This is a genomic window from Nodosilinea sp. AN01ver1 (genome assembly GCF_050565655.1).
GTDB lineage: Bacteria > Cyanobacteriota > Cyanobacteriia > Phormidesmidales > Phormidesmidaceae > Nodosilinea.
Genome location: NZ_JBNXVS010000003.1, coordinates 127,894 through 154,348, shown reverse-complemented (window position 1 = coordinate 154,348; position 26,455 = coordinate 127,894). Strand labels below are relative to the sequence as shown.

27 protein-coding genes and 1 tRNA gene are annotated in these 26,455 nt (G+C 58.2%); 17 read left to right on the top strand and 11 right to left on the bottom strand.

Going from position 1 to position 26,455, the window contains the following annotated elements:
- Positions 1–117: 117 nt before the first annotated feature.
- The 4 genes from ACQ4N7_RS04720 (at position 118) to ACQ4N7_RS04705 (ending at position 4,008) form a co-directional block, all read left to right on the top strand.
- The gene (locus tag ACQ4N7_RS04720) at positions 118–1,026 is read left to right on the top strand and encodes a hypothetical protein (RefSeq protein WP_430710471.1); all 909 of its coding nucleotides are present in this window, start codon (positions 118–120) and stop codon (positions 1,024–1,026) included.
- A 99-nt stretch (positions 1,027–1,125) separates the two neighbouring features.
- Entirely contained in the window at positions 1,126–2,127 is a 1,002-nt protein-coding gene (locus ACQ4N7_RS04715; RefSeq protein WP_430710470.1) for an energy transducer TonB, read from the top strand.
- A gap of 89 nt (positions 2,128–2,216) precedes the next feature.
- On the top strand, positions 2,217–2,858 hold the full coding sequence (locus ACQ4N7_RS04710) for a Uma2 family endonuclease (protein ID WP_430710469.1): 642 nt from the start codon (positions 2,217–2,219) through the stop codon (positions 2,856–2,858).
- A 91-nt stretch (positions 2,859–2,949) separates the two neighbouring features.
- Complete coding sequence (locus ACQ4N7_RS04705; protein ID WP_430710468.1) at positions 2,950–4,008, top strand: GUN4 domain-containing protein; 1,059 nt, start codon at positions 2,950–2,952, stop codon at positions 4,006–4,008.
- A gap of 124 nt (positions 4,009–4,132) precedes the next feature.
- On the opposite strand, the gene map is transcribed toward ACQ4N7_RS04705, so the two are convergent.
- Together map and ACQ4N7_RS04695 are read right to left on the bottom strand one after the other, a co-directional pair.
- The gene (gene map, locus ACQ4N7_RS04700) at positions 4,133–4,987 is read right to left on the bottom strand and encodes a type I methionyl aminopeptidase (protein ID WP_430710467.1); all 855 of its coding nucleotides are present in this window, start codon (positions 4,985–4,987) and stop codon (positions 4,133–4,135) included.
- A 246-nt stretch (positions 4,988–5,233) separates the two neighbouring features.
- Positions 5,234–6,142, bottom strand: a complete 909-nt coding sequence (locus ACQ4N7_RS04695; protein ID WP_430710466.1) for a cation diffusion facilitator family transporter — start codon at positions 6,140–6,142, stop codon at positions 5,234–5,236.
- Between the two features lie 336 nt (positions 6,143–6,478).
- Between ACQ4N7_RS04695 and ACQ4N7_RS04690 the strand changes: the two genes are divergently transcribed.
- On the top strand, positions 6,479–7,345 hold the full coding sequence (locus tag ACQ4N7_RS04690; protein ID WP_430710465.1) for a PEP-CTERM sorting domain-containing protein: 867 nt from the start codon (positions 6,479–6,481) through the stop codon (positions 7,343–7,345).
- Between the two features lie 13 nt (positions 7,346–7,358).
- Here the strand turns inward: ACQ4N7_RS04690 and rpmB are convergent, their stop codons facing one another.
- The 5 genes from rpmB to ACQ4N7_RS04665 all read right to left on the bottom strand — a co-directional run bounded on the left by rpmB (position 7,359) and on the right by ACQ4N7_RS04665 (position 13,920).
- Positions 7,359–7,595, bottom strand: a complete 237-nt coding sequence (rpmB, locus tag ACQ4N7_RS04685; RefSeq protein WP_430710464.1) for a 50S ribosomal protein L28 — start codon at positions 7,593–7,595, stop codon at positions 7,359–7,361.
- Positions 7,596–7,684: 89 nt separating this feature from the next.
- A complete protein-coding gene (locus tag ACQ4N7_RS04680) occupies positions 7,685–9,619 on the bottom strand; it encodes a M48 family metallopeptidase (protein ID WP_430710463.1) in 1,935 nt (644 codons plus the stop codon).
- Between the two features lie 2 nt (positions 9,620–9,621).
- Positions 9,622–10,212, bottom strand: coding sequence for a LemA family protein (locus ACQ4N7_RS04675; protein WP_430710462.1), 591 nt, complete (start codon positions 10,210–10,212; stop codon positions 9,622–9,624).
- 141 nt (positions 10,213–10,353) lie between these two features.
- The gene (locus ACQ4N7_RS04670; protein ID WP_430710461.1) at positions 10,354–10,884 is read right to left on the bottom strand and encodes a Crp/Fnr family transcriptional regulator; all 531 of its coding nucleotides are present in this window, start codon (positions 10,882–10,884) and stop codon (positions 10,354–10,356) included.
- Between the two features lie 33 nt (positions 10,885–10,917).
- A complete protein-coding gene (locus ACQ4N7_RS04665; RefSeq protein WP_430710460.1) occupies positions 10,918–13,920 on the bottom strand; it encodes a HEAT repeat domain-containing protein in 3,003 nt (1,000 codons plus the stop codon).
- Between the two features lie 282 nt (positions 13,921–14,202).
- On the opposite strand from ACQ4N7_RS04665, the gene ilvN reads away from it, so the two are divergent.
- Complete coding sequence (ilvN, locus tag ACQ4N7_RS04660) at positions 14,203–14,724, top strand: acetolactate synthase small subunit (RefSeq protein ID WP_106869186.1); 522 nt, start codon at positions 14,203–14,205, stop codon at positions 14,722–14,724.
- Between the two features lie 117 nt (positions 14,725–14,841).
- Entirely contained in the window at positions 14,842–15,666 is an 825-nt protein-coding gene (dapB, locus tag ACQ4N7_RS04655) for a 4-hydroxy-tetrahydrodipicolinate reductase (protein ID WP_430710459.1), read from the top strand.
- A gap of 28 nt (positions 15,667–15,694) precedes the next feature.
- On the opposite strand, the gene ACQ4N7_RS04650 is transcribed toward dapB, so the two are convergent.
- Positions 15,695–16,264 (bottom strand): DUF2062 domain-containing protein, encoded by a 570-nt coding sequence (locus ACQ4N7_RS04650; protein ID WP_430710458.1) that lies wholly within the window; start codon positions 16,262–16,264, stop codon positions 15,695–15,697.
- 251 nt (positions 16,265–16,515) lie between these two features.
- Between ACQ4N7_RS04650 and mnmE the strand changes: the two genes are divergently transcribed.
- Both mnmE and ACQ4N7_RS04640 read left to right on the top strand, forming a co-directional pair.
- Positions 16,516–17,964, top strand: a complete 1,449-nt coding sequence (gene mnmE, locus ACQ4N7_RS04645; protein WP_430710457.1) for a tRNA uridine-5-carboxymethylaminomethyl(34) synthesis GTPase MnmE — start codon at positions 16,516–16,518, stop codon at positions 17,962–17,964.
- 408 nt (positions 17,965–18,372) lie between these two features.
- Positions 18,373–19,068 carry an META domain-containing protein gene (locus ACQ4N7_RS04640; protein WP_430710456.1) on the top strand — a complete coding sequence of 232 codons (696 nt, stop codon included), beginning with the start codon at positions 18,373–18,375 and terminating at the stop codon, positions 19,066–19,068.
- Positions 19,069–19,262: 194 nt separating this feature from the next.
- Here ACQ4N7_RS04640 and ACQ4N7_RS04635 read toward each other — a convergent pair whose 3' ends face one another.
- Together ACQ4N7_RS04635 and ACQ4N7_RS04630 are read right to left on the bottom strand one after the other, a co-directional pair.
- The gene (locus ACQ4N7_RS04635) at positions 19,263–19,979 is read right to left on the bottom strand and encodes a response regulator transcription factor (protein ID WP_430710455.1); all 717 of its coding nucleotides are present in this window, start codon (positions 19,977–19,979) and stop codon (positions 19,263–19,265) included.
- A 302-nt stretch (positions 19,980–20,281) separates the two neighbouring features.
- Positions 20,282–20,353 (bottom strand) — tRNA-Asn (locus ACQ4N7_RS04630).
- A 202-nt stretch (positions 20,354–20,555) separates the two neighbouring features.
- Here ACQ4N7_RS04630 and rpmI point away from each other — a divergent pair.
- The 8 genes from rpmI to ACQ4N7_RS04590 all read left to right on the top strand — a co-directional run bounded on the left by rpmI (position 20,556) and on the right by ACQ4N7_RS04590 (position 25,556).
- Entirely contained in the window at positions 20,556–20,753 is a 198-nt protein-coding gene (gene rpmI, locus ACQ4N7_RS04625; RefSeq protein ID WP_106871004.1) for a 50S ribosomal protein L35, read from the top strand.
- Between the two features lie 66 nt (positions 20,754–20,819).
- Positions 20,820–21,170, top strand: a complete 351-nt coding sequence (rplT, locus tag ACQ4N7_RS04620) for a 50S ribosomal protein L20 (protein ID WP_106871002.1) — start codon at positions 20,820–20,822, stop codon at positions 21,168–21,170.
- Between the two features lie 51 nt (positions 21,171–21,221).
- Positions 21,222–21,989: a transporter substrate-binding domain-containing protein gene (locus tag ACQ4N7_RS04615; protein WP_430710454.1), complete on the top strand. Its 768-nt coding sequence runs from the start codon at positions 21,222–21,224 to the stop codon at positions 21,987–21,989.
- A gap of 45 nt (positions 21,990–22,034) precedes the next feature.
- Entirely contained in the window at positions 22,035–22,574 is a 540-nt protein-coding gene (locus ACQ4N7_RS04610; RefSeq protein WP_430710453.1) for a tetratricopeptide repeat protein, read from the top strand.
- Between the two features lie 207 nt (positions 22,575–22,781).
- Positions 22,782–22,946, top strand: coding sequence for a hypothetical protein (locus ACQ4N7_RS04605; RefSeq protein WP_430710452.1), 165 nt, complete (start codon positions 22,782–22,784; stop codon positions 22,944–22,946).
- A gap of 91 nt (positions 22,947–23,037) precedes the next feature.
- Entirely contained in the window at positions 23,038–24,147 is a 1,110-nt protein-coding gene (locus tag ACQ4N7_RS04600; RefSeq protein WP_430710451.1) for a thiamine phosphate synthase, read from the top strand.
- Between the two features lie 126 nt (positions 24,148–24,273).
- Positions 24,274–24,498, top strand: a complete 225-nt coding sequence (thiS, locus tag ACQ4N7_RS04595; RefSeq protein ID WP_430710556.1) for a sulfur carrier protein ThiS — start codon at positions 24,274–24,276, stop codon at positions 24,496–24,498.
- A gap of 116 nt (positions 24,499–24,614) precedes the next feature.
- Entirely contained in the window at positions 24,615–25,556 is a 942-nt protein-coding gene (locus ACQ4N7_RS04590; protein WP_430710450.1) for a DUF1517 domain-containing protein, read from the top strand.
- Positions 25,557–25,821: 265 nt separating this feature from the next.
- Here the strand turns inward: ACQ4N7_RS04590 and ACQ4N7_RS04585 are convergent, their stop codons facing one another.
- A complete protein-coding gene (locus ACQ4N7_RS04585) occupies positions 25,822–26,442 on the bottom strand; it encodes an exopolysaccharide biosynthesis protein (protein ID WP_430710449.1) in 621 nt (206 codons plus the stop codon).
- Positions 26,443–26,455: the final 13 nt, after the last annotated feature.

Below are 26,455 nucleotides of genomic sequence, written 5' to 3'. Positions count from 1 at the left end.
CCACTGCTCGTTGCGAAAGCCCTTGGGAACGCGATTGATTCCCAAGGGCTTTACGGCGACTACTGCTCGTGTTTTGAAACGGTTGCAGTAGCTGACGCCTCATCACCCATAGAAGTCATGCCGATTAGGGAATCCGTAGAATCGCCTCAACGCACTCAGGCCAGGCCACCAGCGCCCCCGGCCCCTAGCCCCCGCCGCTCAAGGCGACTGATTCAAGCCAGGTGGCTCTTGGCCCCGCTGCTGGGTCTGTCCCTGGTGCTGCACGGGCTGGTGCTGTTTGCCCCACTGCCCTCTCGCCCCGTTCCAGAGGTGGAGGAAGAGCCTGCTGCCGAAGAGGACTTTGTCGATCTGCTAAGTATCAGTGGTCTGCCGGAGTCCGAACCCGAGCCGGTGGAGCCCCCCACAGTGGCCGAGCCCGTTACGTCGCCTGCCGCTGCGGCTCCACCGGCCCCGACACAGCCTGTTGTGCCTGAGGTCTATTCCAGTGCGCCGCCGCCTGCCGCCGATCTAGCCGAACCGCTACCGCCAGCGGAGAACGCCCTTGCGGCGGAGCCTGTGCCCGAGGAGCCAGCGGTTTTTGTGCCGCAGGAGGAGGTGGTGGAAATTTTTACCCGTCTCACGCGCGGCTCTGGAGAGAGTGATTTTGATTCGACAGAGACATCATTTCCGGCGATCGCATACCTGACTCAGGGCGGCATTGGTGAATGGTCATCCGCTGAGCAAAGCTGCTTTTTTACCCAGATTAGCGAGGCCGACTACCGCCTGCCGCCCAACGCCGCCTCGCTGCGGTACTTAACCCGCAACGTACAGTTCATCGAGACCCAGGATATTCCCCGCACCTTTCCGCCGCCGCAGTTTCAGGTCAGTAAAGTAGAGGGCGGCTACTGCGATCGCCCGCTGTTTCAGGTACTGCAAGAGGGGCAGCCCTATGTGTTCGTTTCGGTAGTAGGGATTGGGGTCGGCGCACCGGGGCAGCAGGCATCGGGGTTAGTGATTATCTGGGCTACCGATCCTAGAGCCAGTTAGCGAAGGTTTATGAACAGCCTGGTGAAGCCACCCCTGCCATCCTGGCTCTATGGCTGAATAATAGGTAGTGAGCAAGACAACGTTCCCCTTTGGTTTGGTATGACTACTCGCTTTGCCCCACCCGATCGCGCTAGACCTCTGTGGCAGACCCTTTTGGCCCCAATGCTGCTGGTCTCCTTGGGGCTGCACGGGCTGGTGTTAATGCTGCCAGCCGGGTCCGATGGCGAGGCGGTGATTCCGCCCCCCGACCCTGAGCAAGACAGTGTGGCCATTACCCGAGTGCCCCCAGCGGGGACACCAGAATCGGGGGCAGCGGCAGCGTCTACAACGACGACGCCTGTCCCAGCCCGTCCATCCGTTCCGATCGGGGCTGCCCGTCAGTCCCAACCGCTATCACAGGCGACGGCCCCTCAGCCAACTCCTCAGCCAGCCTCCCGATCGCGATCGCCACAGCCCCAGGCAAGGCCGCGATCGCAGCCGCAGCCCCAATCACCGCCCCCCCAGTCTGCCTCAGACCCTCGCCCCGCTGCATCCAGCCGCCCGGCCTCCGATGACCCAGCGGCAGCCACAGCCCCTACACCGTCAGCCCCCGATGCATCCAGCCAACCTCTGTTTGATAGCAACCTGGGCGAACGATTACTGGCCCACGTGGCCACTGTTGACCTGCCCCAGGCCCAAGTCGACCAGGCAGCAGAATCAATTCAGAACCGCTTTGCCTTCAATGCCGCCGCCGTGACGCGTGAGGCGTTTAACGCCAATCAGCAGCGGTGGGAAGCCGCAATTCGTCAGGATGGTCAGGCCAATCTCTCCCCTGAGATCAACCGCACCGAGTTCTCGACCGTATACCCCCAGCGGGTTTGCCTGAGCGATGTGCCAGGAGATATCAACATCGGCGCGGTGGTCAACCCCGATGGTTCCTGGCGAGGAGAGCCTACTCTGCTGCGGAGTTCGGGCTATGGTGCCCTCGATCGCAAAGCCATGCAGGAGATTCAGAACCACACGTTCGCGCCGGCTGATGGCCTAAAAGCCTACGTACTAACGGTCGAAACCAGCGTTGACTACGGCCCTCGCCCCTGCCTTGACCCCAACCCAAAAGAATAGGACATCGCCAGCATCAGCCTGACGTTGGGCTAGGGCGAAAGTAGACTAGAAGTATCTGCTCACAACCTGAGGTTGACCGTTATAGGGTTATGGTTCTCTCCAGCCAAACGCAACTTCAAACCGACGTCTGGGTTAAAGCCACCTGGGACGAGTTTGCTACCGCCATGGACAATCCCCAGTATGCGGAGGGGCGGGGCTACTTTGACCACGGCTACATGAGGATAGAAATGGCTCCGCTGGGTCCTGGGCATGGGCGACACAATGCTGTGGCCATAGATGTGGTCAGCGTGTTTGCTGCGTTTCGCCATATTCGCCTGGCCAAGCTGATCAATTGCAGTTTCTTCAAACCCGGCGATCGCGGTTGCCAGCCGGATGTTGCCTTCTACATTGGCGATGACTTTCAACTGCCACCCCAGGACAATGCCCCAGTGGACGTGACGGTCTACGGCCCACCGACTCTGGCGATCGAGGTGGGGGCCAGTTCGTTCAAGGACGACCTGGGGGCGAAGCGCCTGCTCTACGAACGGCTGGGGGTGGCGGAATACTGGGTGGTGGATGTGGCGAACTGTGCCGTCATCGCCTTTTCGGTTGCAGAGGGCCGCAGTGGTGAGATTGCAGTGTCGGAGGTGCTGCCGGGGTTGCAGATTGCGGTGGTGGAAGAGGCTCTGCGGCGATCGCAGAGCGAAGACGACAGCGCCCTGATGCGCTGGATGATGGAAACCCTGGCATAGGCGACGAAGGGTACTGCCAGGAGCGAGTTATTATGGGGCTAAACCCAGGCAGCACAGGCGATCGCGGCTGGCCCGCACCCTCCAAATTTGAATGAGCCACATTTTCATCAGCTACAGCCGCCAAGACCAGGACTACGTCACCCGGCTTACCAAAGCGCTAGAGTCTCACCGTCTACCCGTCTGGCTGGATGACCGCATCGACTACGGCACCACCTGGCCCCGCGTCATTCAAGACCATTTGGAACAGTGCGCGGCGTTTTTGCTAGTCATGTCGCCCCGTTCCCAGGACTCCCACTGGGTGCAGTGCGAACTCAGCATGGCCCTGGAGCTAAGGAAGCCCGTGTTCCCGCTGCTGCTGGAGGGCCGCCGCTGGCTAGCGGTCGCTGCGCTCCAGGATGTGAATGTGATGGGCGGCAAGCTGCCCCCGGCCAATTTTTTCGATCGCCTGCGCCCCTATTTCCCCACGCCATCTGCCACCGCCGATTCCATTGCGCTTCAAGACGTTGTGGCAGACAATTTTGAGTCATCCCCACCCTCACCCGTAGGGTGGGCACCGCCCGCCGTCCCCACCCCGCCCGCCATCCTCACCCCGCCATTCACCCCACCATCGACCCCCACCGCAGAAGACGACCTCAGCAGCGAAACCGGCATCGACTACACCCGCCTGCGCGACCTGCTCAAAGCCCAGGACTGGCGCGCCGCTGACAAGGAAACCTACAAGGTGATGATTCGCGCCATAGGCAAAAAATCGCGCCAGTGGTTTACCAGCGATGAACTTCTCAACTTTCCCTGTTCAGACTTGCGAACCATCGACCGCCTGTGGGTGAAATACAGCCAAGGCAAGTTTGGCTTTAGCGTGCAAAAGAAAATTTATGTGGAATACGGGGCCAAACTCGATGGGAAATATCCAGGTGACAAGATTTGGCACACGTTTTGCGATCGCGTCGGCTGGCGCAAAGGTGGCAAGTATTGGCGCAAAGATAGTAAGTATTTGAACTACTCAGACCTCAAAGCTAACCCTTCTTTATCTCCCGACGGAGAATTTCCCTGCTGTGTTGTTGTGGAGGGTGTGGTGTGGGCTGTAGGGGAAAAACAGTTGGCTCACTGCTGGTGGTGTCTCTTTTCTCGCATAAATGCTTGTAAACTTTAGCGGATAATCGCTTCAGCCCAAGTCAGGAAAGTTATTTTCGACCCCCTACCCATTGAAAATTCATGTGTTTTGGGCATCTCACCTAGATCTTCGGGGTCTTGGAGACCCCGGAGATCTTTGCCGCTCAGGAAGCCAGCGCCACCGGAATCTGGGCGCGATCGGTCAGAATCTCGTAGCCGGTTTCGCTGACCAGCACCGTGTGCTCAAACTGGGCCGACAGGCTGCGATCCACCGTCACCACCGTCCACTGGTCTTTCAGCGTGCGGGTCTGCTTCGACCCGGCGTTGAGAATGGGTTCGATCGCCAGCGTCATGCCGGGCCGCAGTTTCATATTCGGCAGCTGCCGAGTGCGAAAGTTAAACACCGAGGGCGCTTCGTGCAGGTTACGGCCCACCCCGTGGCCGGTGAAATCTTCTACGACGGCAAAACCATAGCTGGCCACACAGTCCTCGATCGCCCCGGCAATATCCAGCAGCGTATTCCCCGGCTTCACCTGGGCAATGCCCGCGTAGAGAGCCGCCTCTGCCGCCGTCATCAGCTGCTTGGCCTGGGCCGACACCTCGCCCACCGCAATGGTGATGCACGAGTCGCCGTGGAAGCCGTTGTAGTAGGCACCCGTATCGACCTTGAGCAGATCGCCCCGCCGAATCACCTGACGCCGATTGGGAATGCCGTGTACCACCTGGTCATTGATGCAGGCGCAAATCGAAGCTGGAAAGCCGTGATAGCCCTTAAAGCTAGGGGTTGCGCCCAGTTCGCGAATGCGGGCTTCGGCATGGGCGTCGAGGTCAGCAGTGGTCATACCCGGCTGTACCAGCGCCTCAATTTCTTTTAGCACCGTGGCGACAATGCGAGCCGCCCCGCGCATAATTTCTAGCTCAGCTTCGCTCTTAAGCTCTACCCCCCGCACCCGGCGACTGCGCTTGGGCAGGGTTGCCTGGTCGGCTCGACCGGGAATTAAATTGGTCAGAAAGTTCATAGGTGGTTCGCAACAGGATCGAGGCTTTTGCCCCTTCACCAGTGTAATCTGTCAACGCTCAGGATGAATCTGCCTGCGTTTTGCAAAGCAGGCTAGTACCGCTGCGCAGAGTTCAAAATGAAACGTTCAAAATGAAAAATTATCAATGCGTCAGTATTTCAGGCTGTCTGAATGGCAGGCTGATTTCTGCTTTTCTGTACTAGCGGTACTGAATACTCGTCTTCGCTTTGCCGTATTGATTCTCGCTCAATAGGTAATCTCTTCTTCGGTATACTCACGGGGCTCAACGTGAATGGTAATTCGGGCTGGACCATAGAGCTGCTCCAGACGATCTTCAACGGCCTCGGTGACGGTGTGGGCGGCCCGCAGATCGGTGGGCTTGACCACCAGATGCATGTCGATAAACACCTGCCGTCCCAGCAGCCCCCGCGAGGCAATGCTGTGGCAGTTGACGACACCCGGCACCTGCATAACCTGGGTGTGAATGGCTTCGGGAGCGATCGCCATTTCATCCACCAGCCACGGCAGATTCTCCCGCAGCACCGTCCAGCCGCTCGTAAACACCAGCAGCGCCACCGGAAAGGCCAGGGCAATATCCAGCCAATTTAACCCCCGCCAAACCCCAATTAGCCCGGCCAGCACCACAATAGTGACCCAGATATCGCTCATGGTGTGGCGGGCATCGGCGACCAGAATTTTGCTGTTCAGGGCATGGCCAACCCGCCGCTCGTAAAAGGCCACAAAAATATTGATGCCCAGCACAGCCAGCATAATCCAGAGAGCCGTGGCACCCATGGTAACAGGCTTGCCCCCCGAGACCAGGCGCTCAATGGCGCTTTTGAAGATTTCAAAGCAGGCAATGCCCAAAAAAGCGGCAATGCCCAGAGCGCCAATGGCCTCAAACTTTTGGTGTCCGTAGGGGTGATCGCGATCGGGTTGGGGATCGGCTAGGCGATTGGTAGCCAAACCCAGCACATTGTTGGCGCTGTCGGTCACGCTGTGAAGAGCGTCGGCCAGCAAACTCAGCGAACCTGTTAGCCAACCCACTGTGGCCTTAAGCCCTACCACCGCCAGGTTGAGGGCCAGGGTAATCAACAATACCCGCTGCACAGTCCGGCGATTGTCAAGGGTAGAACTAGGGGGGCGATCGCTCATTGATAAACCAGTCGGCAGATATTCATACGGCAGGAACACTTAAGATTATCTCTGGGTCTACATTACTGCTTTGGGTGGGGCTTGGAATATTTCAGTTCTGCTGCCTAGGACTAGACTAGAGGGCGCAAAAGCTCTGGTTTCAGGTTCTTGGCGGTTGGCTCCCCTTTGACTATGGGTAAAGTTTGCTTAAGGATTCCGTAAATACCCTTACAGATCGGGTTTCAGAGCCGGGGCGGCCCGACTAGTCTAAGAGGGAGCCGCAGCAGTCTGCCGTTGTCATTTCTAGCCTACGGCCAAGTCTCAGCTGATTTCTCCTTGCTCCTTTCTGTACCCGCCATGCAACATTGGTTTGCCATTACTCTACCCACTCTAGGTTTGACAGCGGCCCTGGCTACCGTTGTAACCCCAGGGCTGGCGGTAGCCGCAGACCCGCTGCCCCCAGGGCTAATTGAGCTAGTTGATGGCAACTCAACCTACCGAGCTGATCTGCTGCGCTTTAGCGAAGATCAGTCGTGGCTGGTAGATGGCGTCGAGACAATATTTACCGACCTCTACTTTCTCAATATTGGCAACAGCGCCGCGCCGCGTGAGCTAAGGCTTGAAGACCTGCGATCGATTGCGTTTAGCCAGCCCGTCAGCAATCGTCTGAGCGCCACCTTTTCTACCTTTGGGGCCAACCTCAACTTTTCAATTGACTCTGTGCTGCTGGGAGATATGCCGGGCCGTTACCGGGCCGCCCGCCAGGAGACGGTCACCCTAACGAACACCGGCACCGACTGGCTCGATGTCAGTCTATTTAAGTACGTTGACTACGACCTTCAGTTTGATGGCGTACTCGACAATGACACCGCCCTCTTCTCAAACAACACCTTTACTCAGGCCGACTCTAGCGGTGCCCTTGCCACCCTCAGGGTTGATCAGGTGCCAACAGCCGTGCAAATTAGCCCCTACGGTCAGCTGTTGGCTCAGTTGTATAACTCTCCCGCCACTGGGCTGCAACCCAACCCTGGTCCTTTTGTCGGTGGCGATGCCACCGCTGCCTTTCAGTTTGATCGAGGCCTAGCCCCTGGCGAGTCGGTAGTGTTCAAATTTTTCATGCAGGTGCAGCGGCAGGCAACAACAAAGGCCGTACCTGAACCAGGCACGGTCTTTGCTGTTGGTGTTGTGGCGGCGGGGCTGGCGCTACTGCGCCGCCGAAGCTAGCTAAACGCCAGGTTTAATACTTATTGAGATTGATACCGGCTTCTTTAGCCATGGCTTCAAGGCCCTTAGACTGCAGGGTTTTGATAGCTTTAGTTGAGAGGCGCAGCTTGACCCAGCGCTTACCCTGCGGCCACCATACCCGCTTCTCTTGAAGGTTAGCTTCCTGCAGGCGCTTGGTGCGACGGTGGGAGTGGGAGATCGAAAAGGCGTTGTTTGCTGTCTTTCCGGTCAGTTCACAATGACGGGCCATGGGTTATTCTCCGACGGTAATCAAACGGCACAATAGCGCAGTTTTTAATTATAGCAGAGGTGTTCGAGAGGACAATCATAAGGCTGACATTATTTGAGAAAGGGTGGGGCGGGGCAGTCAAGAGTAATGACTACGGCCCGCAGTAGGCCCATCTCGGCGGGAGTAACGTCGTTATCGGCCAGCACGGTGTGGGCACAGGCATCGACGATGGCCTGCTTGAGTTTGGGGCTAATCTGCTCCAAGCGGCTCAGGCTCGCGTTGATGTCGGCACTGCTGATTGAAGGCAGCTGGTTAGGAGATGGCTGCTTTTGAGCCCCAGGCAGTTGCGAAAGCCCCAGCTTTAGAGCGTAGAGGGCATCTTCAGGGCGGGCGTGACCGGCCCGTGCCAGCAGAGCCAGCAGATTGACGGTATCGCCCCAGCGATCGCTCAGGCTGTCGGTTATCGTTCCTGTCAGTTGGTCTGGGCCAGACAACCGCTTGCGCAGGATGAGCTGTAGCGGGTAGTTGGCGAGCAGCAGCCGACCACCGGGTTGGCTAAGGGCCTTAGCCGCCTGCATGAACTGCTGCCCCGCCGCTGGCTCAAGCTGCTTCAGGGCCGGGATCAGCGCCTCTAGCAGCAGCAGGTCTTGCCCAGGCTCTAAGGAGCGAACGTAGTTATAAAGCTGCCCAATTCGCTGTTTGCAGTCTGGGCCATAGGTGGCGATCAGATATTCGATTTGCTGAGTTTGCAGGGCGGGCTTGGTGCGCACCAGCAGGGCGTATACCAAATTGGCCGCCTCGGCGGGATCTTGGAGGGCGGTCTTAACCTCGTCAGGCAGCTGGGCGAGCAGCGATCGCACCTGGGTGAGCCGTCGCGCGTCGGTAGTACCCAGGGCGGTGATAAACTGACCGGCTGAGGGGGGCGCGATCGCAGTAGGTTCCTGCCGCACGGCGGTTTTCGTACTGCCCTGCAACCCCATCACCAGCGACGCTTCGGCTGAGGCTGGCGATGTTGACGAGGGCTCTACGAGGGAGGGAAGCCCTGCATCAACAGGCACCCGGCTCAAACGCCGCAGGCGCTCGCGCAGGGGCGGATGGGTGGCAAACCAGCCGCCCAAAAACGATAGGGTGCCGTTGGCTTCACCAAAAAACAGGTGGCTGGCGGTTTCCGCCATCGGTGAGGTCACCGTAGACCCCGCCGAGAGTTGACCAATTTTGCGCAGCGCTCCGGCAATACCCTCGGGGTTGCGGGTGTACTGCACCGCTGCCGCATCGGCCAAAAACTCGCGCTCGCGGGACACCGCGCTCTTGATCAGCCGCCCCCCCAGCACGCCCAGGTAGCCGATGACCAACATCGCCAGGGCCGCTGCCAAAATTGCTCCGCCGCCTTTGTCATCCTTCGAGCGCCGCGACGACTCGCTGGAGTAGTAGCCCAGGCGCAAAATCACGCGCCCTGTAATGTATATCAACAGCAGCCCGTGGATGACTCCAATTAGCTTCAGGTTGAGGCCCATATCGCCATTGAGAATGTGGCTGAACTCGTGGCCAATTACCCCCTGCAGCTCGTCGCGGCTGAGCTGCTCCAGGCAGCCGCGAGTGACGCCAATCACGGCTTTATCAGCGCTATAGCCCGCCGCAAAGGCGTTGATACCCGGCTCGTCGTCGAGCAAATAAATAGCCGGAATAGGGGTACCTGAGGCCAGCGCCATCTCGCTAACGACATTGACCAAGCGCTGTTCACTGGGGTCTGCGGTGAGGGGATCGAGCTGTCGCCCGCCCAGCCCTCGAGCGATGCTGTGGCCCCCCTGACTGAGCTGAGCCATTTTAGTGGAGCTGCCCACGGCCATAAAAGCCACGGTACCGCTGGCCACCCAAAACAACACCCCAGGTCGCCAAATCGTGACGGGGCCGGTGGCTTCGGCGGCTAGAATAGCGATCGCCACCCCGTAAAAAGCCAGAATCATGACGGCGATCGATAGCCCAAACAGCAGCAGCAGCTTGGTGGTGTTGCGACGGGCCTGGTCTTGGTGCTCAAAAAAGTTCATGGCTAGCTAAACGAAACCCGGGGCACAACCTTGACCTCAGGGGCACTCTCCTCCAGCAGTTGAGCGGGGTTAAAGTTGAAGCTGCCCGCCACCAGGTTGCCTGGGAACATCTCCCGCTGGGTGTTGTAGAGGGTAACGGCGTCGTTAAAGGCCTGGCGGGCAAAGGCAATTCGGTTTTCAGTCGAGCGCAGCTCCTCAATGAGCTGAGCCATATTCTGGTTGGCCTTGAGGTCGGGGTAGGCCTCTGAGAGGGCAAAGAACCGCCCCAGAGTGCTATCAAGCGCTCCTTCCGCCGCCGCCAGCTGCTGCATGGCGCGAGGGTCGCCCGGAGCCTGGGCCGCCTGCCGACTGGCGCTCATAGCACCGTTGCGGGCGTTGATGACCGCTGCCAGGGTCTCTTTCTCGTGGGCCATGTAGCCCTTCACGCTCTCCACCAGGTTTGGGATCAGGTCGTAGCGCCGCCGTAGCTGCACATCAATTTGGGAGTAGGCATTTTGGTAGCGGTTGCGCCCGGTGACCAGGCGGTTGTAGAGATTGACAAAAAAGACCGCCGCTATCAGCAGCACGGCCACCAGCAGTATCAGTACCCCCATGGGCAAGTCCTCAAAAACGGTATCGTACCGTTAGCTTGCCCAAGCATCTGAAGCGGGTCGCAGGGTTAAGAAAAGTTCTGATGGATGGTGCTAATCGTTAGAGCCTTTGGGAGCTGACCCCTTGTCCCTGGGCTCTTAGCGCTATTTCCCAGGGCGGGCCAGGGGTTCGGTGGGGGGAAAGGGCAGCGGCTGATACCACTGGGGTCGGGCCGGGGGAAAGGGCGACGGCTGGGTGAGCTGCTGCTTAACCTGGTTGAGATCCTGGTTGAGCTCACGGATGCGGCGGGAGAGCAGCCGAATCACGTTGACGGCGATGCCCGGCGTCTCGTCGATCGCGTCGTAGAGCTGCTGCTGGGTCAGCACCAGGCAGGCGCAGGGCTCCAGGGTAGTCACCGAGGCCGATCGCGGCTCGGCATCAAACACCGACATTTCGCCAAAGCATTCGCCCTGCTGGAGCTGGGCCACCTGCTGGCCGCCAATGTGTACACTGACCCGGCCCGACACCACAATGTACATCGATCGCCCCTCCTGCCCCTGGGTGATGATGGTGTAGTTGCCTTCATAGAACACCTCATCCATCACCGAAGCCAGCCGCACCAAGAAGTCGTCCCTCAGTTCTTTGAACATAGAGACATTGCGAATAAAAAGGAGTCGTTCGACGCTATTTAACATACAGGGGTGGCAGAAAAACCGGGCGGGCGATCGCTAGCGGGATGGGCTCGGCTCCAAATTATAGGTGCTGATCAGCTGTTTGACCTGGGCCAGTACCAGGTGATTGGAGTCTTGCTGCATGATCGGCAGCAGCTCTCGCAGGGCTCGGGGGGAGGCCACAGCCAGGTAGGCCAGCACCGCCTCGCGCACAAAGCCGGTGGGGTGTTGCAGCAGAGCCAGGGTGTGCTCGGCGGTCAGGTTCCACCGCTGCACCCGAGCCAGGTGAAAGCAGCAGGCCATGGTCCAGTCAGACAAAAAGTTGCGCAGATCGAGCAGCTGCCGCAGGCGATCGCCCGGCGACAGCGGCTGGTAGGCAATCAGCGGGGTAGAGGTGGCCAGTCGCTTGAGCTTTTCGGCGTCGGGGCGGCGATCGAGCAGCAGCAAAATCGATCGCTTGTTGGCCACATCCACCACGTTGTCGAGAATTTCAATGCCCCGCGCCCAGCTAGAGGCCGAGCCGCTGAGGCTGACCTGGGCCGCCTGAATGGCCTGGGCCGGGGAGACAAACCGCAGCAGCATAAACAGGCGATCGGTAGCGTCGTTCTGCAGGCCGTCGAGGGCCTCGCGCAGCAGGTCGGCCTCGACACCGGCCACCCGGCCCGCCGCCAGATCGACCTTGGCCGCCAAAATCTGGCCAGCAAAGGCCAGCTCGGTGTTGAGCAGGTCTTCGATACCGCCCCGGCCCAGCATGCGATCGAGGGCTCCATCGATGAGGGACGATCGCTTCACCCCCGACTCCTGGTAGAGGCTGAGCAAAATGCGCAGAATGTGGCGGCGGGTGCTGCCCCAGGTGGTGATCAGGTTTTGAATTAAAAAGTCGAGGGCAGGCAGGGTGCCAATGTTGCCGATCACCTGCCAGGCCTGGTTGCGCAGAATTTCGGGCCGATAGTTGTCGAGGGCTAGTTCTTGCAGCATGGGCAAAGCCTCGTTGCCCAGGCGCGTGAGGGCATTGATGGCCGCCTCACGGGTCGATTTGTACTGCAGCGCCTTGAGCAGCGACGGGTAATACTTTTTGTACTGGGTGGCGGCGATCGCCTCCAGCAGCGCCCGCCGCACCCGCAGCGACGGGTCTTGCAGCAGGTCGTCGATGTAGATGCTGAGCGACTCCATGTAGTCGGCTTCGCCCAGGGCGCGGCAGCCCATCACCCGCTCGCGCTCCTCGTCATGCACCAGCATTTTTCGCAGCGTAGCGGTGGCCTCGGCTCGCTCCTGCAGGTTGCCGCGCCGCAGCATTAGCGACGCCGCTGTGCCCCGCACCACCGCATCGACCTCAGTTTGCAGGTAGGGGCGCAGGTCGTTGATGTTGAAGGTTTCTTCCGCCAGCCACACGTAGCGCAGGGCCAGGGCCAGAATTTCTGGCGTTTGGTTGGGGCGCTGCAGCAGCTCCTGCACCTGAGTCGTGTAGGCCCCATTGGGGTGTTCCAGCATAGCCTCCAGGCTTTGGCGCTGGAGCCCAGGGGGCAGATCGGCCAGGCGCGGGGCCAAAATCTCGCCGACGTTTTTGGGATCGATATGGCTGAGCAGTTCAATGCACGATCGCTTGTTGGCCTCCAGCCCCGGCTGCTCTAGCTGCTCGATAAAGGCGCGCTTGAGCACCCGCAGGTTGGCGTCAGAGAAGGTCAATAGACCGCGCTCGGCCCCCCGCACGAGCAGGTTGAGGTAGCGCGATCGCAGCATTACCATGATCGCAAACCACACCAGCGCTGCTACCACCGTACCCAGCAAAAACAGCCGCGCCTGCACCAGCCCATCGCTGAGGCCAGCGCGCTTGCACAGGGCAATGGTGAACAAAATCGCTACCCCCGTACCCCCCATAGCCAGGGGCTCAGCAATGCCGCTCACCCACGATTGCACCGTACTGCGCACCTGGTCAGGAATGGGCTGAAACAGAATTGGCCGGGTGGTGGCGACCAGGGTGTAGCGCAGCCATTCGTCGAAGAACTTTAGCACCACCAGCCCTACAAACAGAGCCGATACCGCTAGCCGGGTCGGATAGCTCAGCACCAGGGTGATGAGCCCAATGACCACAATCACCGAAGGCAGCACCAGCGCCACTTTAAATACGCCCTCCCGCTCAATCAGGCGGCTGGAGGTAAACCACTGGGTAAACAGCTCAATTAGCCCCAGCAGGCCGCTAAAGAAGCCTAAAAAGGTGGCGATCGCCGCGACCTCTAGACTGACTTCGAGCTGGTTGAAGAACTGAAACTCGATCGAAAACAGCAGCATCTGGGCCAGCACGAAGAACGAAAACAGCAGCACCACGTACTGCCGAATTGGCCCCTGCAGCCGTTGCCGCGACCTGAAACTCTCCACCGCCTCGGCGTCTTCGGCCTGACGCCGGGGCGAGTCGGGAAAAGCGTGCTCGTAGTTGCGGCTGAGGTGATAGAGAATGGTGGCCCCAATCACCATCACCACAAAGGACAGCAGCAGCACGTTTTGCAGTCCGATCACTTGCAGCAGGAAATACACCGAAAACCCGCTGATCACGTCGGCCACCAGGTTGCCGCTGCTGATGATAGGGTAGGCCCGTTTAATCTCGCGAATGTTGAATAGCTGGTTGGCCGTCACCGACAGATTGAGGTCGTTGAGCCCGTAAATCGCCTCGATCCACAGCCGCATCGAAAACACCATGGGGGCGGCTAGCCAGGGCACCGTCAGCCCCCAGCGAAACCCCAAAACGGGGATAGCCATCAGCATGGCGATAATTACGATCACCCGCCGCAGCGGAAACAGCCTCTGCAGCCAGGAGTACACCAGGCTCAGCCCCAGCCCCACCCCAGCGCTAAAGATATAGATCCACGGTAGGCTAGCCGCACCATAAGCTCCTAAAAACAGCGCCGCCGAACTCACCTCCAGCCACAGAATGCCCATGGAGGTGGCAGTATAGAAGGCAAACATCAGCAGCGTTCGCTCTTCTTCCCCAGAGCGCAGATTAATGAGGTCGAGAAACCGTCCCCGCAGCGACTGAAGGTCTTGAACCGGGCCAGATAAGCTCATGCAGAAAGCAGCAACATTGGGCTAGTGCCTCAAGGATACCCAATCTAGGGAATGCAGGCGGAACTTGAGGCCGCTGAGGAGGAATAAGCGGGGCTTCTTCAACTCAATAGGTTAAGACCGTAGTTTTACGGTAAAGCTTTTCAAGATAGTATTGAGGTTTGCTAGTTTTATCATGGTCATGGGCCAGCCCGACGGGCTGGTGTATCCTATCAACTCCTCACCTCCAGCCCTATGGTTAATCCCTCTACGCTTCCCGTTTCGGCTGTAGCCCCTCAGCAGGCCATCAAACACACGCTATCGGTACTGGTTGAAGACGAGGCCGGAGTGCTGAGCCGCATCGCTGGTCTGTTCGCGCGGCGCGGATTCAACATCGAGAGCTTAGCGGTGGGGCCAGCGGAAACCTCCGGCATTTCTCGCATCACAATGGTGGTGCCGGGCGACGATGCGGTGATCGAGCAGCTCACCAAGCAGCTCTACAAGCTGATCAACGTGCTCAAGGTCAACGACGTCACCGATACTCCCTGCGTTGAGCGGGAGCTGATGCTGCTGAAGGTTAACGCCACCAGCACCAATCGGTCTGAAATTATCGAATTTGCCCAGATCTTTCGGGCTCGGGTGGTGGATGTATCGGAGGATTCGCTCACTCTGGAAGTGGTGGGTGACCCCGGTAAGATGGTCGCGATTGTACAGGTGCTCAATCGCTTTGGCATTCGCGAAATTGCCCGCACCGGCAAGATTTCGCTGCCCCGCGAGTCGGGGGTCAATACCGAATACCTGAAGTCGCTAGAGCGCAAGTTTCAGTGATAGAGAACTGAGGGCCGTTAGGACGTTAGCCGGGGCAACACGGCAACATCTCAACAATGAACAGTTTTAACTATTGCCTAGCCAACGTATCAGCGTTTTAACGTAATCGATTTTTTTATGTCTACCCAATCCACTATTCCTGTTGTAGTCAACGGTGCCTGCGGCAAAATGGGCCGTGAGGTGATCAAAGCCGTAGCTCAGGCTGAGGATATGACTTTAGTGGGAGCCATCGACAAAAATCCTGCTCAGCTGGGTGAGGATGTTGGTGAGGCAATCGGCTACCAGCCTCTCGAAGTGCCGATCATGAACGATCTGGAAGCTACGTTGGTGGCAGCCCAGAGCGAAGGTCTGGCCGTGATGGTTGACTTTACCCACCCCGATAGCGTGTATGAGTCGGTGCGGGCCGCGATCGCCTATGGAGTGCGCCCGGTCGTGGGTACCACAGGCCTCAGCAACGCGCAAATTCGCGACCTAGCCGAGTTTGCCGACAAGGCCAGCATTGGCTGCCTGATCGTGCCCAACTTTTCAATTGGGGTGGTGCTGATGCAGCAGGCGGCCCAGCAGGCGGCCCAGTATTTTGACAATGTAGAAATTATTGAGCTGCACCACAACCAAAAGGCCGATGCCCCCAGCGGCACCGCCGTGCAGACGGCCCAAATGCTGGCGGAGTCGCAGAAGTCCTTCAATATTCCTCTGGTCAAAGAGACCGAAACCATTCCCGGAGCGCGAGGCGGATCTACCGCCGAGGGCATTAATATCCACAGCGTACGGCTGCCGGGGCTGATTGCCCACCAGGAGATTTTGTTTGGTTCACCGGGGCAGCTCTACACTCTGCGCCACGACACCAGCGATCGCGCCAGCTTTATGCCGGGTGTGCTGTTGTGCATTCGCCGGGTCATGGCGCTCAAGTCGCTAATCTACGGCCTAGACAAGGTGCTTTAGGGCTGGTTGAGCTGGCGCTGCTGCCGGGCTATCTGGCGCGTTGGCCCTTTGGGCCGGTCTTTGACCCTCGCACCCGGCGAATCAGCGGCAGGCCGCCAAAGTAGCTCAGCACCCCGGCCACAAGACCTACGACGGTACTGCCCAGCATGAGTCGTACTGAGACCTCGGTGCCCATATCCATCCAGCCCTTGAGGCTGTCCAGGTCTTGAAACGCCTCGGTGGCGTTACCTCCGATCAGCCACAGCCCCACCTGGTAATTGAAGGCAAAGATGGGCACATAGGTGAAGGGGTTGCTGACCCAGGTAGCCGCCGCCGCCATAATTCGGTTGCCCCGCAGGACTGTTGCGACCGCCACCCCGATGATAATTTGAAACCCGAACAGCGGGAAACAGCCGGAGAATACGCCTGATGCCAGCCCCCGCGCCAGCTGTTCGGGGGTACCCTGGAGCCGCAAAAACCGCAGATAGACGTAGCGAAGCTGCCGCCGCCACTGGGGCTGAGTCATTTTACGCATCGAGGGCTTGGGGCTAGGGGGTAGTTCAACCAGGGTATCGAGGGCGGCATTGGGCACGGCATCGGGCGTGGGCGTAGTAGTCATAGACGGGGGGTACACCAGAGGCTAGGTTCCCTTGAGTGATCAGGGGAAATGAGACTAAAGACGGACAGGGGTAGTCGTTACCGGCGGCTTGGTAGACTATGCCTAGGGGCTGAGCCAGAAAACTCGGCCATGAAATCTTAGAAAGGCGTAAAGATTTTTTTCTATTCTACCCATCAGACGAGCGCTTTATCAGGCTTACGCTGGGGCTTCAGCATCACTTCACGGATCACAGAGGTGGCAGAGTAGAGACTATGCATGGCAGCAGCGACTCCGCTCAAGCGAGTTTGTTATCCCCAGTGGCCCAGAGCGAGACGATCGCCGCGATCGCGACCGCCATTGTTCCTCAGCAGGGCAGCGTTGGCATCGTGCGCCTGTCGGGAGCAACCGCTGTGGCGATCGCTCGCACCTTGTTCTATGCCCCTGGCCAGCAGCCCTGGGAGAGTCACCGCATTCTCTATGGCTACGTACGCGACCCTGGTACGCAGCAGTCTGTCGATGAGGCGCTGCTGCTGCTGATGCTGGCTCCCCGCTCCTATACCCGCGAAGACGTGGTGGAATTTCACTGTCACGGCGGACTGATGGCGGTACAGCAGGTGCTGCAACTTTGTCTGGGTCAGGGGGCACGGCTGGCCGAACCGGGAGAGTTTACCCTGCGTGCTTTTTTGAATGGGCGGCTCGATCTAACCCAGGCCGAGGGTGTGGCTGACCTGGTGGCGGCCCAGTCTACCCTGGCGGCCAAAACGGCGCTCTCGGGGGTGCAGGGCAAGCTCGCCCAGCCAATTCGCCAGCTGCGAGCTACCTGCTTAGACGTACTGGCCGAGGTTGAGGCCCGCATCGATTTTGAAGACGACCTGCCAGCCCTAGATGAAGCCTGGGTGCGGCAGCAAATTGACGCGGTGCTGAGCGACGTCGATCGCATTCTGGCGACGGCTGAGTCGGGGGAACTGCTGCGCACGGGCCTGAAGGTGGCGATTGTGGGTCGCCCCAACGTCGGTAAGTCGAGCCTGCTCAATGCCTGGAGCCGCTGCGACCGCGCCATTGTCACCGACCTGCCCGGCACGACCCGCGATGTGGTGGAGTCGCAGCTGGTAGTGGGCGGTATTCCCATTCAGGTACTGGATACGGCGGGCATTCGCGACGCCAGCGACCCGGTAGAGCAGATGGGCATCGCGCGATCGCGTCAAGTGGCTCTGGGGGCAGACCTGGTGCTGCTCACCGTCGATGCTACCGCCGGGTGGACCGCCGCAGACAGCGTGCTATACGAGACAGTCAGCGAGGGTCATGGCCTAGCTTCACGAGGCCATCGGCCGCTGATTTTGGTGGTCAACAAGGTCGATCTGGTATCGGCTGAGGCGTTAGAGCATCTGAACCTGCCGGTAGACCTACCTACGGTACATACCGCCGCAGCCCAACAGCAGGGCATTGATGCCCTAGAGACGGCGATTTTAAAGGCCATTCAGGCCGACCAGCTAACCCCAGGCAACCTGGAGTTTACGGTCAACCAGCGCCAGGAAGCGGCCCTTACTCAGGCCCGTAACGCCCTGCATCAGGTGCAGCAGACAATTAAAGACCAGCTGCCGCTGGACTTTTGGACCATCGATTTAAGAACGGCGATCGCGGCTTTGGGCAGCATTACCGGCGACGAGGTTACCGAATCGATGCTCGACGAAATTTTTAGCCGATTTTGCATTGGTAAGTGATGACCTCAGTACTTTACTTTGCCGAAAAGCAATTCGATCTATAGCTTGGCCACCATTGCCGCTCGATACTTACAAGCCGCCTTCCCCTTAAAGTCACGGCGTTTTTGTGAAATCACGTCGAGATTTTCCCCAAGCCCTATTTGTGTAGTGACTGATATGCATTAATAGGGCGACAGCCTCAGAAATGTATTTTTTTGAATCCTACAGTTTTCATATTTTTCAAAGTCACATTAGTCAAAAGTCATATTAAAAAACATGACTTTACTCTCTGCGCCTAGTCAATCTATTAGGTCGTTTAAAGCGTCTGGTGATTTTATGGCTTTATCCCGTTCTGCTGCGGTTATTACGTCAGTCGCTACTATCCTTATGGGAGTGACGGCCTGCGTTACCCCCTCTTCGGAGCCTGAGATGCCGCCCTTAACCGGCAGTATCTGGGAGCTCCAGCAAATTCAAATGAGTGATGGTACGCTGCTTATCGCCAATCCATCACAAAACTACACCGCTGAATTTGCTGACGATGGACAGGTGTTTGTGCGAGCTGACTGCAATCGAGCCGTTGGTCAGTTTGAAGCCGCTGCCGATGGGCAAATTTCAGTCGATTTAGGCCCCACAACCTTAGCCGCCTGTCCTGAGGGCAGTATTGGCCCTCAGTTTTTACAGGCGATGGACAATGCCAGCTTCTATTTTTTTCAAAATGAAGATCTGTTTATCGATCTAACGTTTGACAGCGGCACGATGCAATTTTCCAGCACCCCGGCCCCAGCCCTGGTAGGCACCCTGTGGAAGCTACAGCAAATCCAGATGAATAATGATACGGTGCTGGTGCCTGACCAGCCCGAGCACTACACCGCCGAATTTTTAGAAGATGGCACACTGCTGGTGCGCGCCGACTGCAATCGCGGTCGGGGCCAATACTCTACGACCGACGATCGCAGCCTTGAGGTTTCCCCCATTGCTACAACGCTGGCGGCCTGCCCCGAGGGTTCAATTGGCAATGAGTTTGTCCAGGCCCTGGGCAACTCAGCAATTTACTTTTTCCAAGGCGGCAGCCTGTTTATTGATCTAACCGCTGATGGTGGCACCATGCAGTTTTCTGCTGACTGAAGCCTCGGTTCAAACACCTGAAATACTGCTATGGCAAAGGGTCTGAGGAACGCTCTGCCTCAGTTAAGTAGGTCACCTTAATCATTCAGTAGGGTGTGTTACCGCGCCAGCTTAACCCATCAGCCTAGACCCAGCGGTACGTTGGGCTGTTGCCACAACTCACCCTACAGCATCAACTATTTAGGACCACCTACTTATGACTCGACGGGAACAGCGGGTAGTTCTAGACAGTACCCGGCCCCATAGACAGTCTTAATGAATTTGGGATGACGAGGATCGGGCTCTAGCTTGGTGCGCAGGTGCCGCACGTGAACTCGAATCGTTTCGATATCGTCGTTGGGCTCGTAGCCCCACACCTCCTGCAAGATTTGGCTGGGAGATACGGTTTGCCCGTGGCGTTGCAGCAGACAGTGCAGCAGCTCAAACTCTAGGTGAGTTAGCTTTACGGTGCCATCAAACCAGATCGCTTCGTAACGCTCTGGAATCAAGGTGAGAGGGCCGTAGTTAAGAATTTCGCTGTGCTTAGCGGCCTGAGGAATGCGATCGGTGCGGCGCAGCAGGGCTCGCACGCGGGCCAGCATTTCGTCTAGCTCAAAGGGCTTGGTTAAATAGTCATCGGCCCCGGCATTAAAGCCATCGACCTTGTCCTGGGTTTGCCCCAAAGCGGTCAGCATCAGCACAGGGATATCAGCGGTGCGGCGATCGCGGCGAATGCGCTGACATACGGTTAGCCCATCGACCTTAGGCAGCATCAGGTCGAGCATAATCAGGTCTGGCAGCAGCTGCACCGCCAGGGCCTGGCCCTTGATGCCGTCTCCGGCCTGGTTGACGTCGTAGCCTGCCATTTCCAGGTTGACGGAAACAAGCTCCGCGATCGCAGGATCATCATCAATGACGAGAATACGAGGCATTACCAACTAAACTTGACGACCCGAAAACAACATCAGCCCGGCTGAAACAAATTGCAAAGCTTTGAGTAGCCTAGCATTCCAACGTAAAGAGCCGTGTCGGAATAATACAATTCCTCGATAAATTATAAGCAGAAGCCCTAAATTTTCCTGAGTAAATAGGCTACAGGCTTCTGAGCTTAAGATTCTCTTTAGAATTGAACGTCTATGTATTCCCGTTACAGCACGCTCTGACGCTTACCGCGTGGAATACAGAGCCGCTAAATCCTCAGGACACTGCCTCTGCCATATGATCAAATTCAAAACTCCCCAGGTAGGATTCGAACCTACGACCAATCGGTTAACAGCCGACCGCTCTACCACTGAGCTACTGAGGATTACGCGCAGAACTCATAGTAACGACAAGGGCGTGATTTTGACAACCCTTTTGAGAAAAATTCGTTCAACCCTTCTGGCACCAACCCTGCGCCCTGTCTCGGCAAGGCTTTGGAAGGGGCCTGAAGGACTGACTTAATTCCCATTCTCCGATCGCGGAGCAATCGTGATATAGTCTAAGACTGTGTCGAAATTCTGGTAACCATGCCCAAGCTTAAGTCCCGCAAAGCTGCCGCCAAGCGCTTTCGCCGCAGCGGTAGCGGTAAAATCATGCGTCGCAAGGCGTTCAAGAATCACCTATTGCAGCACAAAAATGCTGAACGGCGCTCTCGGTTGTCTAAGGCTGCCGTGGTGTCTGAGGAAGACGCTCCCAACGTGGAGCTGATGCTGCCCTATCTCTAGGCCAGAGCCTCTCAGTCGGTTGGCAGTCACTTCGTAACGTTTACTAGTCCCAAGGGTTAAATAGTCATGGCACGTGTCAAGCGCGGCAACGTAGCACGCAAGCGCCGCAACAAAGTTCTCAAATTGGCCAAAGGGTTTAGGGGGTCGCACTCTAAGCTGTTTCGCACCGCTAACCAGCAGGTCATGAAGGCTCTGCGGTACGCCTACCGCGATCGCCGCAACCGCAAACGCGATTTTCGTCGCCTCTGGATTACTCGTATCAATGCGGCATCTCGCATGCATGGTCTGAGCTACAGCCAGCTAATTGGTCAGCTCAAGAAAGCCAATATCGACCTCAACCGCAAAATGCTGGCCCAAATGGCCGTGCTCGACCCCGATGGGTTTGCCAAAGTCGTTGAAGTTGCCAACCAGGCTTAGCGGTTGGCCCTAAACGTTAGTGAGGGGCGGTCGCAGCGTAACGGCAGCACCATGGCATGGAACTGGCTTGGGTTTGGTTTAGTACTGGGAGCGCAGCTGGCTGCGCTCCCAGTTTTTGCTGCGGATCTCGACACAATTCGCGCCCGTGGACACCTAGTTGTGGCCGTGCGGGAGAGCAGGCGACCGCTGAGCTTTCGCGATCGCGACGGCAATTTGGTGGGTCTTGAAATCGATATTGCTCGGGGTCTGGCCACGGCAATTTTTGCCGACCCGACCGCGGTTGAGTTTACGGTAGTGCCCAACCGCGATCGCCTGTCGGCGGTCCTCGACGATCGAGTTGATGTCGCGATCGCTGGGATAACCCAAACTACAGGGCGGCAGCGTTTAGTCAGCTTTAGTCCTCCCTACTACCTGGATGGGGCCGGGATACTAGTGCGCGATCCCCAATACCAAAGCCTAGAAGACCTGCATCGGCGACGGCTGGGAATTTTGCAGGGGTCGAGTACCGTAGCGGTAGTGCGCTACCTGCTGCCCCTGACGCCCCTGACGCCTCTGCAAAGCTACCAGGAAGCCCTGAGCCACCTCAGCAGCGGTCAAATTGATGGTTTTGCTGGCGACATAACCGTGCTGGCGGGCTGGCAGCAAGACTATGAGGGCTACTACCTGGTGCCCAGCCTGCTCTCGGCAGAACCCCTGGCGATCGCATTGCCCAAGGGCACTCAGTACACCGACCTGCGCGCGCTAGTCAGTGAAACCGTAGCTCAGTGGCACCAAAATGGCTGGCTAGAAGATCGAGCAACCTTCTGGGGGTTGCCCTAGCCGTGGCAAGATAGGTTTAGATCTCAAGAGCGAAACGAAGACCGGATGGAAAACAGCAATCTGCTCCTTGTATACCTGGGTATTCTGCTGGCCTTGCTGAGCGTTGCCGCCTTTTTTGTGGTGCGTCAGGTGCTCAAGACTCGCCGCATCGAGGGCACCCTGTCGCGGCTGCAGTCGCGCCTGACCAAAGAAAAGGGCACCGCTCAGGAATACTACGAGTTGGGCAGCCTGCTGCTCGACAAAAAACTCTATACCCAGGCCGCCCTATACCTGCAGCAGGCCCTCAAACAGCTGGGCGATGACGAAGCCGAAAATGCTGCCGTGGTTTACAACGCCCTGGGCTACTCCTACTTTGCCCAGGAGCAGTACGACCTGGCTATTCGAAACTACAAAGAAGCGCTGAAAATATCGCCTGAGTACGTCACTGCCCTCAACAATCTGGGTCACAGCTACGAGCGCAAGCAGCTCACGTCCCAGGCGCTGGAGATGTATGAAACGGCGCTGTCCCTAGAACCCAAAAACACGACCTCCCGCCGTCGCGCCGACTCTTTAAAGAAGCGCCTGGCCCCCTCACCTGGAAAGTAGCGGCGGCTTAGCGCTGATGAGCTTTCGGTGGACGGCTGATTGCAGACCGTGCTGAATCGCCAGTGTTTTTGTCATGAGCTATGAACTCCTGACCTAAACCACCGGCTCATAGGGTATACAGAGATTAATGGTCACTACATTACTAGTGATTATTAACGCCTGTGAATCTACCGCTTTTTGACCGTTACTGTTGCTCATGGAGTGGTTATGCGTCTCGACGACTCTAAGGATATTGGAGCAAAGTTGTTATCAAACCTGGTGGCGATCGCGGCCCTGGCCGCGGTCGTCTTTATCGGCTGGAAGGCCTTTGATACCTGGCGGTCTGATCCTGCCGTGGAGGGTATTCAGCAAATTTTGCAGCAGCAAGAGTAGCCTCCCAAAGCTGTCGAAAGCCCCTCAACCAGCCCTCCCGCCTGACTCACCTGACTGGTAGGATGTGGGGGTCCTGTCTGATGCCGTTTTTATGCCGGAGTTGACCGGGCTGCCAGCGCTGCCCAGCCTTGCCGATGCTGCCGTCTATCGCATTCTCGATGCCAATCTAGATCGAGCGCGCGAGGGGCTGCGAATTATTGAAGAATGGTGCCGCTTTGGGCTAAATAACTCGGGCCAAACCGAGCAGATCAAGCATCTGCGGCAAACTCTGGCCCAGTGGCACGCTCCCGAACTGCGCCTGTGCCGCGACACCCCCGGTGACCCCGGCACCGCCCTGACCCATCCTCAGGAGGCTGAACGCACCAGCGTAACGGCGGTGCTGCAGGCCAACTTTTGCCGCGTGCAGGAGGCGCTGCGGGCGCTGGAGGAATACGGCAAGCTCTACCGCAGCGACCTGGCTGCAGGCAGCAAAGCCATGCGCTATCAGGTCTACGCGCTGGAAAGCGAGATTTTGGGTGGGCATCGGCTGCAGCGCCTGCATCAGGGGTTGACCTATCTGGTGACATCGCCCAGCGTTGGCGCAGACTCTCCCTCAGAGAATCGCCTGCTGCCCGTCGTTGAAGCGGCGCTACAGGGGGGCATCGCCCTGGTGCAGTACCGCGACAAGCACACCGACGACCACCTGCGCCTGGAGTTGGCCCAGCAGCTCAAAGATCTGTGCCACCGCTACGGAGCCCTGTTTTTAGTCAACGATCGCGTGGATCTAGCCCTGGCCGTCGAGGCCGACGGTGTGCACCTGGGCCAAACTGACTTACCCATCGCCACCGCCCGCCAGCTGCTAGGTAGCCAACGCATCATTGGCCGCTCGACTACGAACCCTGACGAAATGCAGCGCGCGATCGCCGAAGGAGCTGACTACCTTGGCGTGGGTCCAGTTTTTGCCACCCCAACCAAGCCCGGCAAAGCTGCCGCTGGCCTGGAGTACGTGCGCTACGCCGCCGAGCATGCCACGGTACCCTGGTATGCGATCGGCGGCATTAATACTGAAAATTTGACGGAGGTTCTGCAGGCTGGGGCCGAGCGCGTGGCCGTCGTGCGGGCCATTATTGAAGCCGAAAACCCCACCCTGATTGCTCAGTATTTTGTGGCTCAAACCAACCACCGCCACAACTTCCACACAGTCGCGACACCTGTCGGTTGACCCTGCATCGGTCCGATAGACAGGTTGGAGCAGGAGGGTTTAAGGTTCAAAGTGTACGGTCTAAGGCTTCGGTCAACCCCAAACCTTGAACCCCAAACCTTGAACCCTGAACCCTTGTTGCTCGATATGTTTGACCCCAGTGCCGATGCCTTTTCCGTTCTGGTTAATGGAGAATCGCGGTCGTGTCGTGCTGGCACGTTGTTACCCGCGTTTTTAGAATCCTTGGGCCTCAACCCGCGCCTGGTGGCGGTAGAGTACAACGGCGAAATTCTTCACCGACAGCTGTGGGAAACAACCCGTCTGCACCCTAACGACAGGCTGGAAATTGTCACCATCGTAGGCGGCGGCTAAGGCCTTTTAGTACGGGTTTCCGCCATCAATTTCGCTCTTTTGACGGCAGCACCGACAGCACTTCGCGTTAAATTAAAGACATAAAGCACTCCACGTTAGCATTCCGGTTGTACCCGATGGTTAAACAACTCTTTCAACGATTAAAGCCGTTTTTGAAGCCCCTGATGGCCGTCGTTCTGGCCATCGTCTTGGTATTTGGCACCGCTGATGGAGCCTGGGCCGCAGCGGGTGGACGCATCGGTGGTGGTAGCTTTCGGGCTCCTGCCCCCCGCATGAGCCCTACTCCGCGCACCTACGCCCCCGGTGGCGGTGGCTACTACCCTGGCGGTGGGTTTGGCTTTCCTTTCCTGTTCCCCTTCATTGGCATTGGGGGCGGGTTTGGCGGCCTGTTTACCCTGCTGATTTTTATCGCGATCGCCAACGTGGTGGTGCGCGGCTTGAGGGGCGCGGTCTCTGGTGATGACTATACAGCCGCCGCTGGCAGCAGCAACCCGCCCGTAGCGGTGGCCAAGCTCCAGGTGGGTCTGCTAGCCGAGGCCCGTGGTCTGCAGGACGACCTGAATCGGTTGGCCACCACCGCTGATACCGGCACCTCCCAGGGGTTAGCTAAGCTGCTGCAGGAGACCACTCTGGCTCTGCTGCGCCACCCCGACTACTGGGCCTACGCCGCCAGCGAAGATAAGCAGACTCGCCTGCTCAGCGCTGAGCAAGAGTTTAACCGCTACACGCTGTCGGCCCGCAGCCGGTTTAGCGCCGAAACGTTGTCTAACGTCAATAATCAACTCACCCAGGCCGAAACTCAGGCGAAGCTGCCGGGTGACGCCGACCAGGCCCCTGGGGAGTACATTCTGGCCACGGTTGTCGTGGCGACTCAGGGCAAGCTTGATCTGCCCAATATCTACTCCTCTGCTGACCTGCGCCAGGCGCTGAGCCAAATTGGGGCGGTCTCCGGCGAAAACCTGCTGGCCGTGGAAGTCCTCTGGACGCCTCAGCAGTCAGGAGAAACCCTCAGCGGCGATGAGCTGATCGCCCAGTACCCAGAGCTGAAGCTGATTTAGATCGTCTGAACGGGCAAGCGTTATGAAAAAGGCCCCTTGTTGACCAAGGGGCCTTTTTTGGGTGTTTACGACAGCCGATGGCTTTCTCCCTTGGGGAGACTCAAAACGTTCGTGATAGCGTTGCGTAGCAAAACGGCTCCACTCAGCCATCGAGTAATAACGAATCCTATTCGATTGCACCCGATTTGTAGGGGCGTAGCATGCTACGCCCCTACGAGGTTCCTGATTATGAACCGGGGTTAACTAAATCGGATTTCGTGTAAGCTCAGCGAAACCAGTGCTGGAGGAGTTCGGGCGATCGCCACAGCAAATACCCCGCCAGGCCAAAGGTGCCGGTAATTAGCCCGGTGGCCACGTAGCCCAAAATCATCATCACCCCGTCGGCCTCAAGGGTCGCCACCACAAAGATCAAAATACCGACCGTAGGGATGGGGTTGGTCATCGGGATCGGGCTCATCAGCAGCAGGGTGAGCCAGCTGATGCAGACGCCATTGACGTGCCAAACCGAGGGATTGTTCGCTAGCCCAGGCAGGCGAGGCCGCACGAACCGCTCGGTCACCCGCGTCACCCGCTTCAGGTTGCTCAGCACCTGCTTAGCCAGCACCGAGGGAAACTGGAACTGAGCCACGCGCCGGGGCAGCCAGGGCGATCGCCGCCCCACCGCCATTTGCAGCGACAGCAGCAGACAGGCCGACCCCAGAATGGTGGTAAACCCCGGCGGCATGGGGAATAAAAACGGCAGCACCAGCAGCCCAATTACCAGGCAAAAGCCTCGCTCGGCAGTCTCGCTGAGCACGTGGGCCAGGGTCAGCGGCTGCTGGGCGACCCGCTCTAGTAGGGCTCTAATCTCTTGGGAAAAGCGGGGTTGAGGCGAGTCAGAATCCATAGCGGTAGCGAGG

What these genes read in the sequence shown, in the direction of transcription:
- dapB (WP_430710459.1), top strand. Translation starts at nt 14,842, where the DNA reads ATGTCTACCCAATCCACTATTCCTGTTGTAGTCAACGGTGCCTGCGGC.
- rpmI (WP_106871004.1), top strand. Translation starts at nt 20,556, where the DNA reads ATGCCCAAGCTTAAGTCCCGCAAAGCTGCCGCCAAGCGCTTTCGCCGC.
- ACQ4N7_RS04640 (WP_430710456.1), top strand. Translation starts at nt 18,373, where the DNA reads ATGCCGCCCTTAACCGGCAGTATCTGGGAGCTCCAGCAAATTCAAATG.
- mnmE (WP_430710457.1), top strand. Translation starts at nt 16,516, where the DNA reads ATGCATGGCAGCAGCGACTCCGCTCAAGCGAGTTTGTTATCCCCAGTG.
- ACQ4N7_RS04600 (WP_430710451.1), top strand. Translation starts at nt 23,038, where the DNA reads ATGCCGGAGTTGACCGGGCTGCCAGCGCTGCCCAGCCTTGCCGATGCT.
- ACQ4N7_RS04585 (WP_430710449.1), bottom strand. Translation starts at nt 26,442, where the DNA reads ATGGATTCTGACTCGCCTCAACCCCGCTTTTCCCAAGAGATTAGAGCC.
- ACQ4N7_RS04650 (WP_430710458.1), bottom strand. Translation starts at nt 16,264, where the DNA reads ATGACTACTACGCCCACGCCCGATGCCGTGCCCAATGCCGCCCTCGAT.
- ACQ4N7_RS04615 (WP_430710454.1), top strand. Translation starts at nt 21,222, where the DNA reads ATGGCATGGAACTGGCTTGGGTTTGGTTTAGTACTGGGAGCGCAGCTG.
- ACQ4N7_RS04715 (WP_430710470.1), top strand. Translation starts at nt 1,126, where the DNA reads ATGACTACTCGCTTTGCCCCACCCGATCGCGCTAGACCTCTGTGGCAG.
- ACQ4N7_RS04720 (WP_430710471.1), top strand. Translation starts at nt 118, where the DNA reads ATGCCGATTAGGGAATCCGTAGAATCGCCTCAACGCACTCAGGCCAGG.
- ACQ4N7_RS04690 (WP_430710465.1), top strand. Translation starts at nt 6,479, where the DNA reads ATGCAACATTGGTTTGCCATTACTCTACCCACTCTAGGTTTGACAGCG.
- ACQ4N7_RS04675 (WP_430710462.1), bottom strand. Translation starts at nt 10,212, where the DNA reads ATGGGGGTACTGATACTGCTGGTGGCCGTGCTGCTGATAGCGGCGGTC.
- ACQ4N7_RS04590 (WP_430710450.1), top strand. Translation starts at nt 24,615, where the DNA reads ATGGTTAAACAACTCTTTCAACGATTAAAGCCGTTTTTGAAGCCCCTG.
- ACQ4N7_RS04665 (WP_430710460.1), bottom strand. Translation starts at nt 13,920, where the DNA reads ATGAGCTTATCTGGCCCGGTTCAAGACCTTCAGTCGCTGCGGGGACGG.
- rpmB (WP_430710464.1), bottom strand. Translation starts at nt 7,595, where the DNA reads ATGGCCCGTCATTGTGAACTGACCGGAAAGACAGCAAACAACGCCTTT.
- ACQ4N7_RS04695 (WP_430710466.1), bottom strand. Translation starts at nt 6,142, where the DNA reads ATGAGCGATCGCCCCCCTAGTTCTACCCTTGACAATCGCCGGACTGTG.
- thiS (WP_430710556.1), top strand. Translation starts at nt 24,274, where the DNA reads ATGTTTGACCCCAGTGCCGATGCCTTTTCCGTTCTGGTTAATGGAGAA.
- ACQ4N7_RS04710 (WP_430710469.1), top strand. Translation starts at nt 2,217, where the DNA reads ATGGTTCTCTCCAGCCAAACGCAACTTCAAACCGACGTCTGGGTTAAA.
- ACQ4N7_RS04610 (WP_430710453.1), top strand. Translation starts at nt 22,035, where the DNA reads ATGGAAAACAGCAATCTGCTCCTTGTATACCTGGGTATTCTGCTGGCC.
- ACQ4N7_RS04680 (WP_430710463.1), bottom strand. Translation starts at nt 9,619, where the DNA reads ATGAACTTTTTTGAGCACCAAGACCAGGCCCGTCGCAACACCACCAAG.
- ACQ4N7_RS04635 (WP_430710455.1), bottom strand. Translation starts at nt 19,979, where the DNA reads ATGCCTCGTATTCTCGTCATTGATGATGATCCTGCGATCGCGGAGCTT.
- ACQ4N7_RS04670 (WP_430710461.1), bottom strand. Translation starts at nt 10,884, where the DNA reads ATGTTAAATAGCGTCGAACGACTCCTTTTTATTCGCAATGTCTCTATG.
- ACQ4N7_RS04605 (WP_430710452.1), top strand. Translation starts at nt 22,782, where the DNA reads ATGCGTCTCGACGACTCTAAGGATATTGGAGCAAAGTTGTTATCAAAC.
- map (WP_430710467.1), bottom strand. Translation starts at nt 4,987, where the DNA reads ATGAACTTTCTGACCAATTTAATTCCCGGTCGAGCCGACCAGGCAACC.
- ACQ4N7_RS04705 (WP_430710468.1), top strand. Translation starts at nt 2,950, where the DNA reads ATGAGCCACATTTTCATCAGCTACAGCCGCCAAGACCAGGACTACGTC.
- rplT (WP_106871002.1), top strand. Translation starts at nt 20,820, where the DNA reads ATGGCACGTGTCAAGCGCGGCAACGTAGCACGCAAGCGCCGCAACAAA.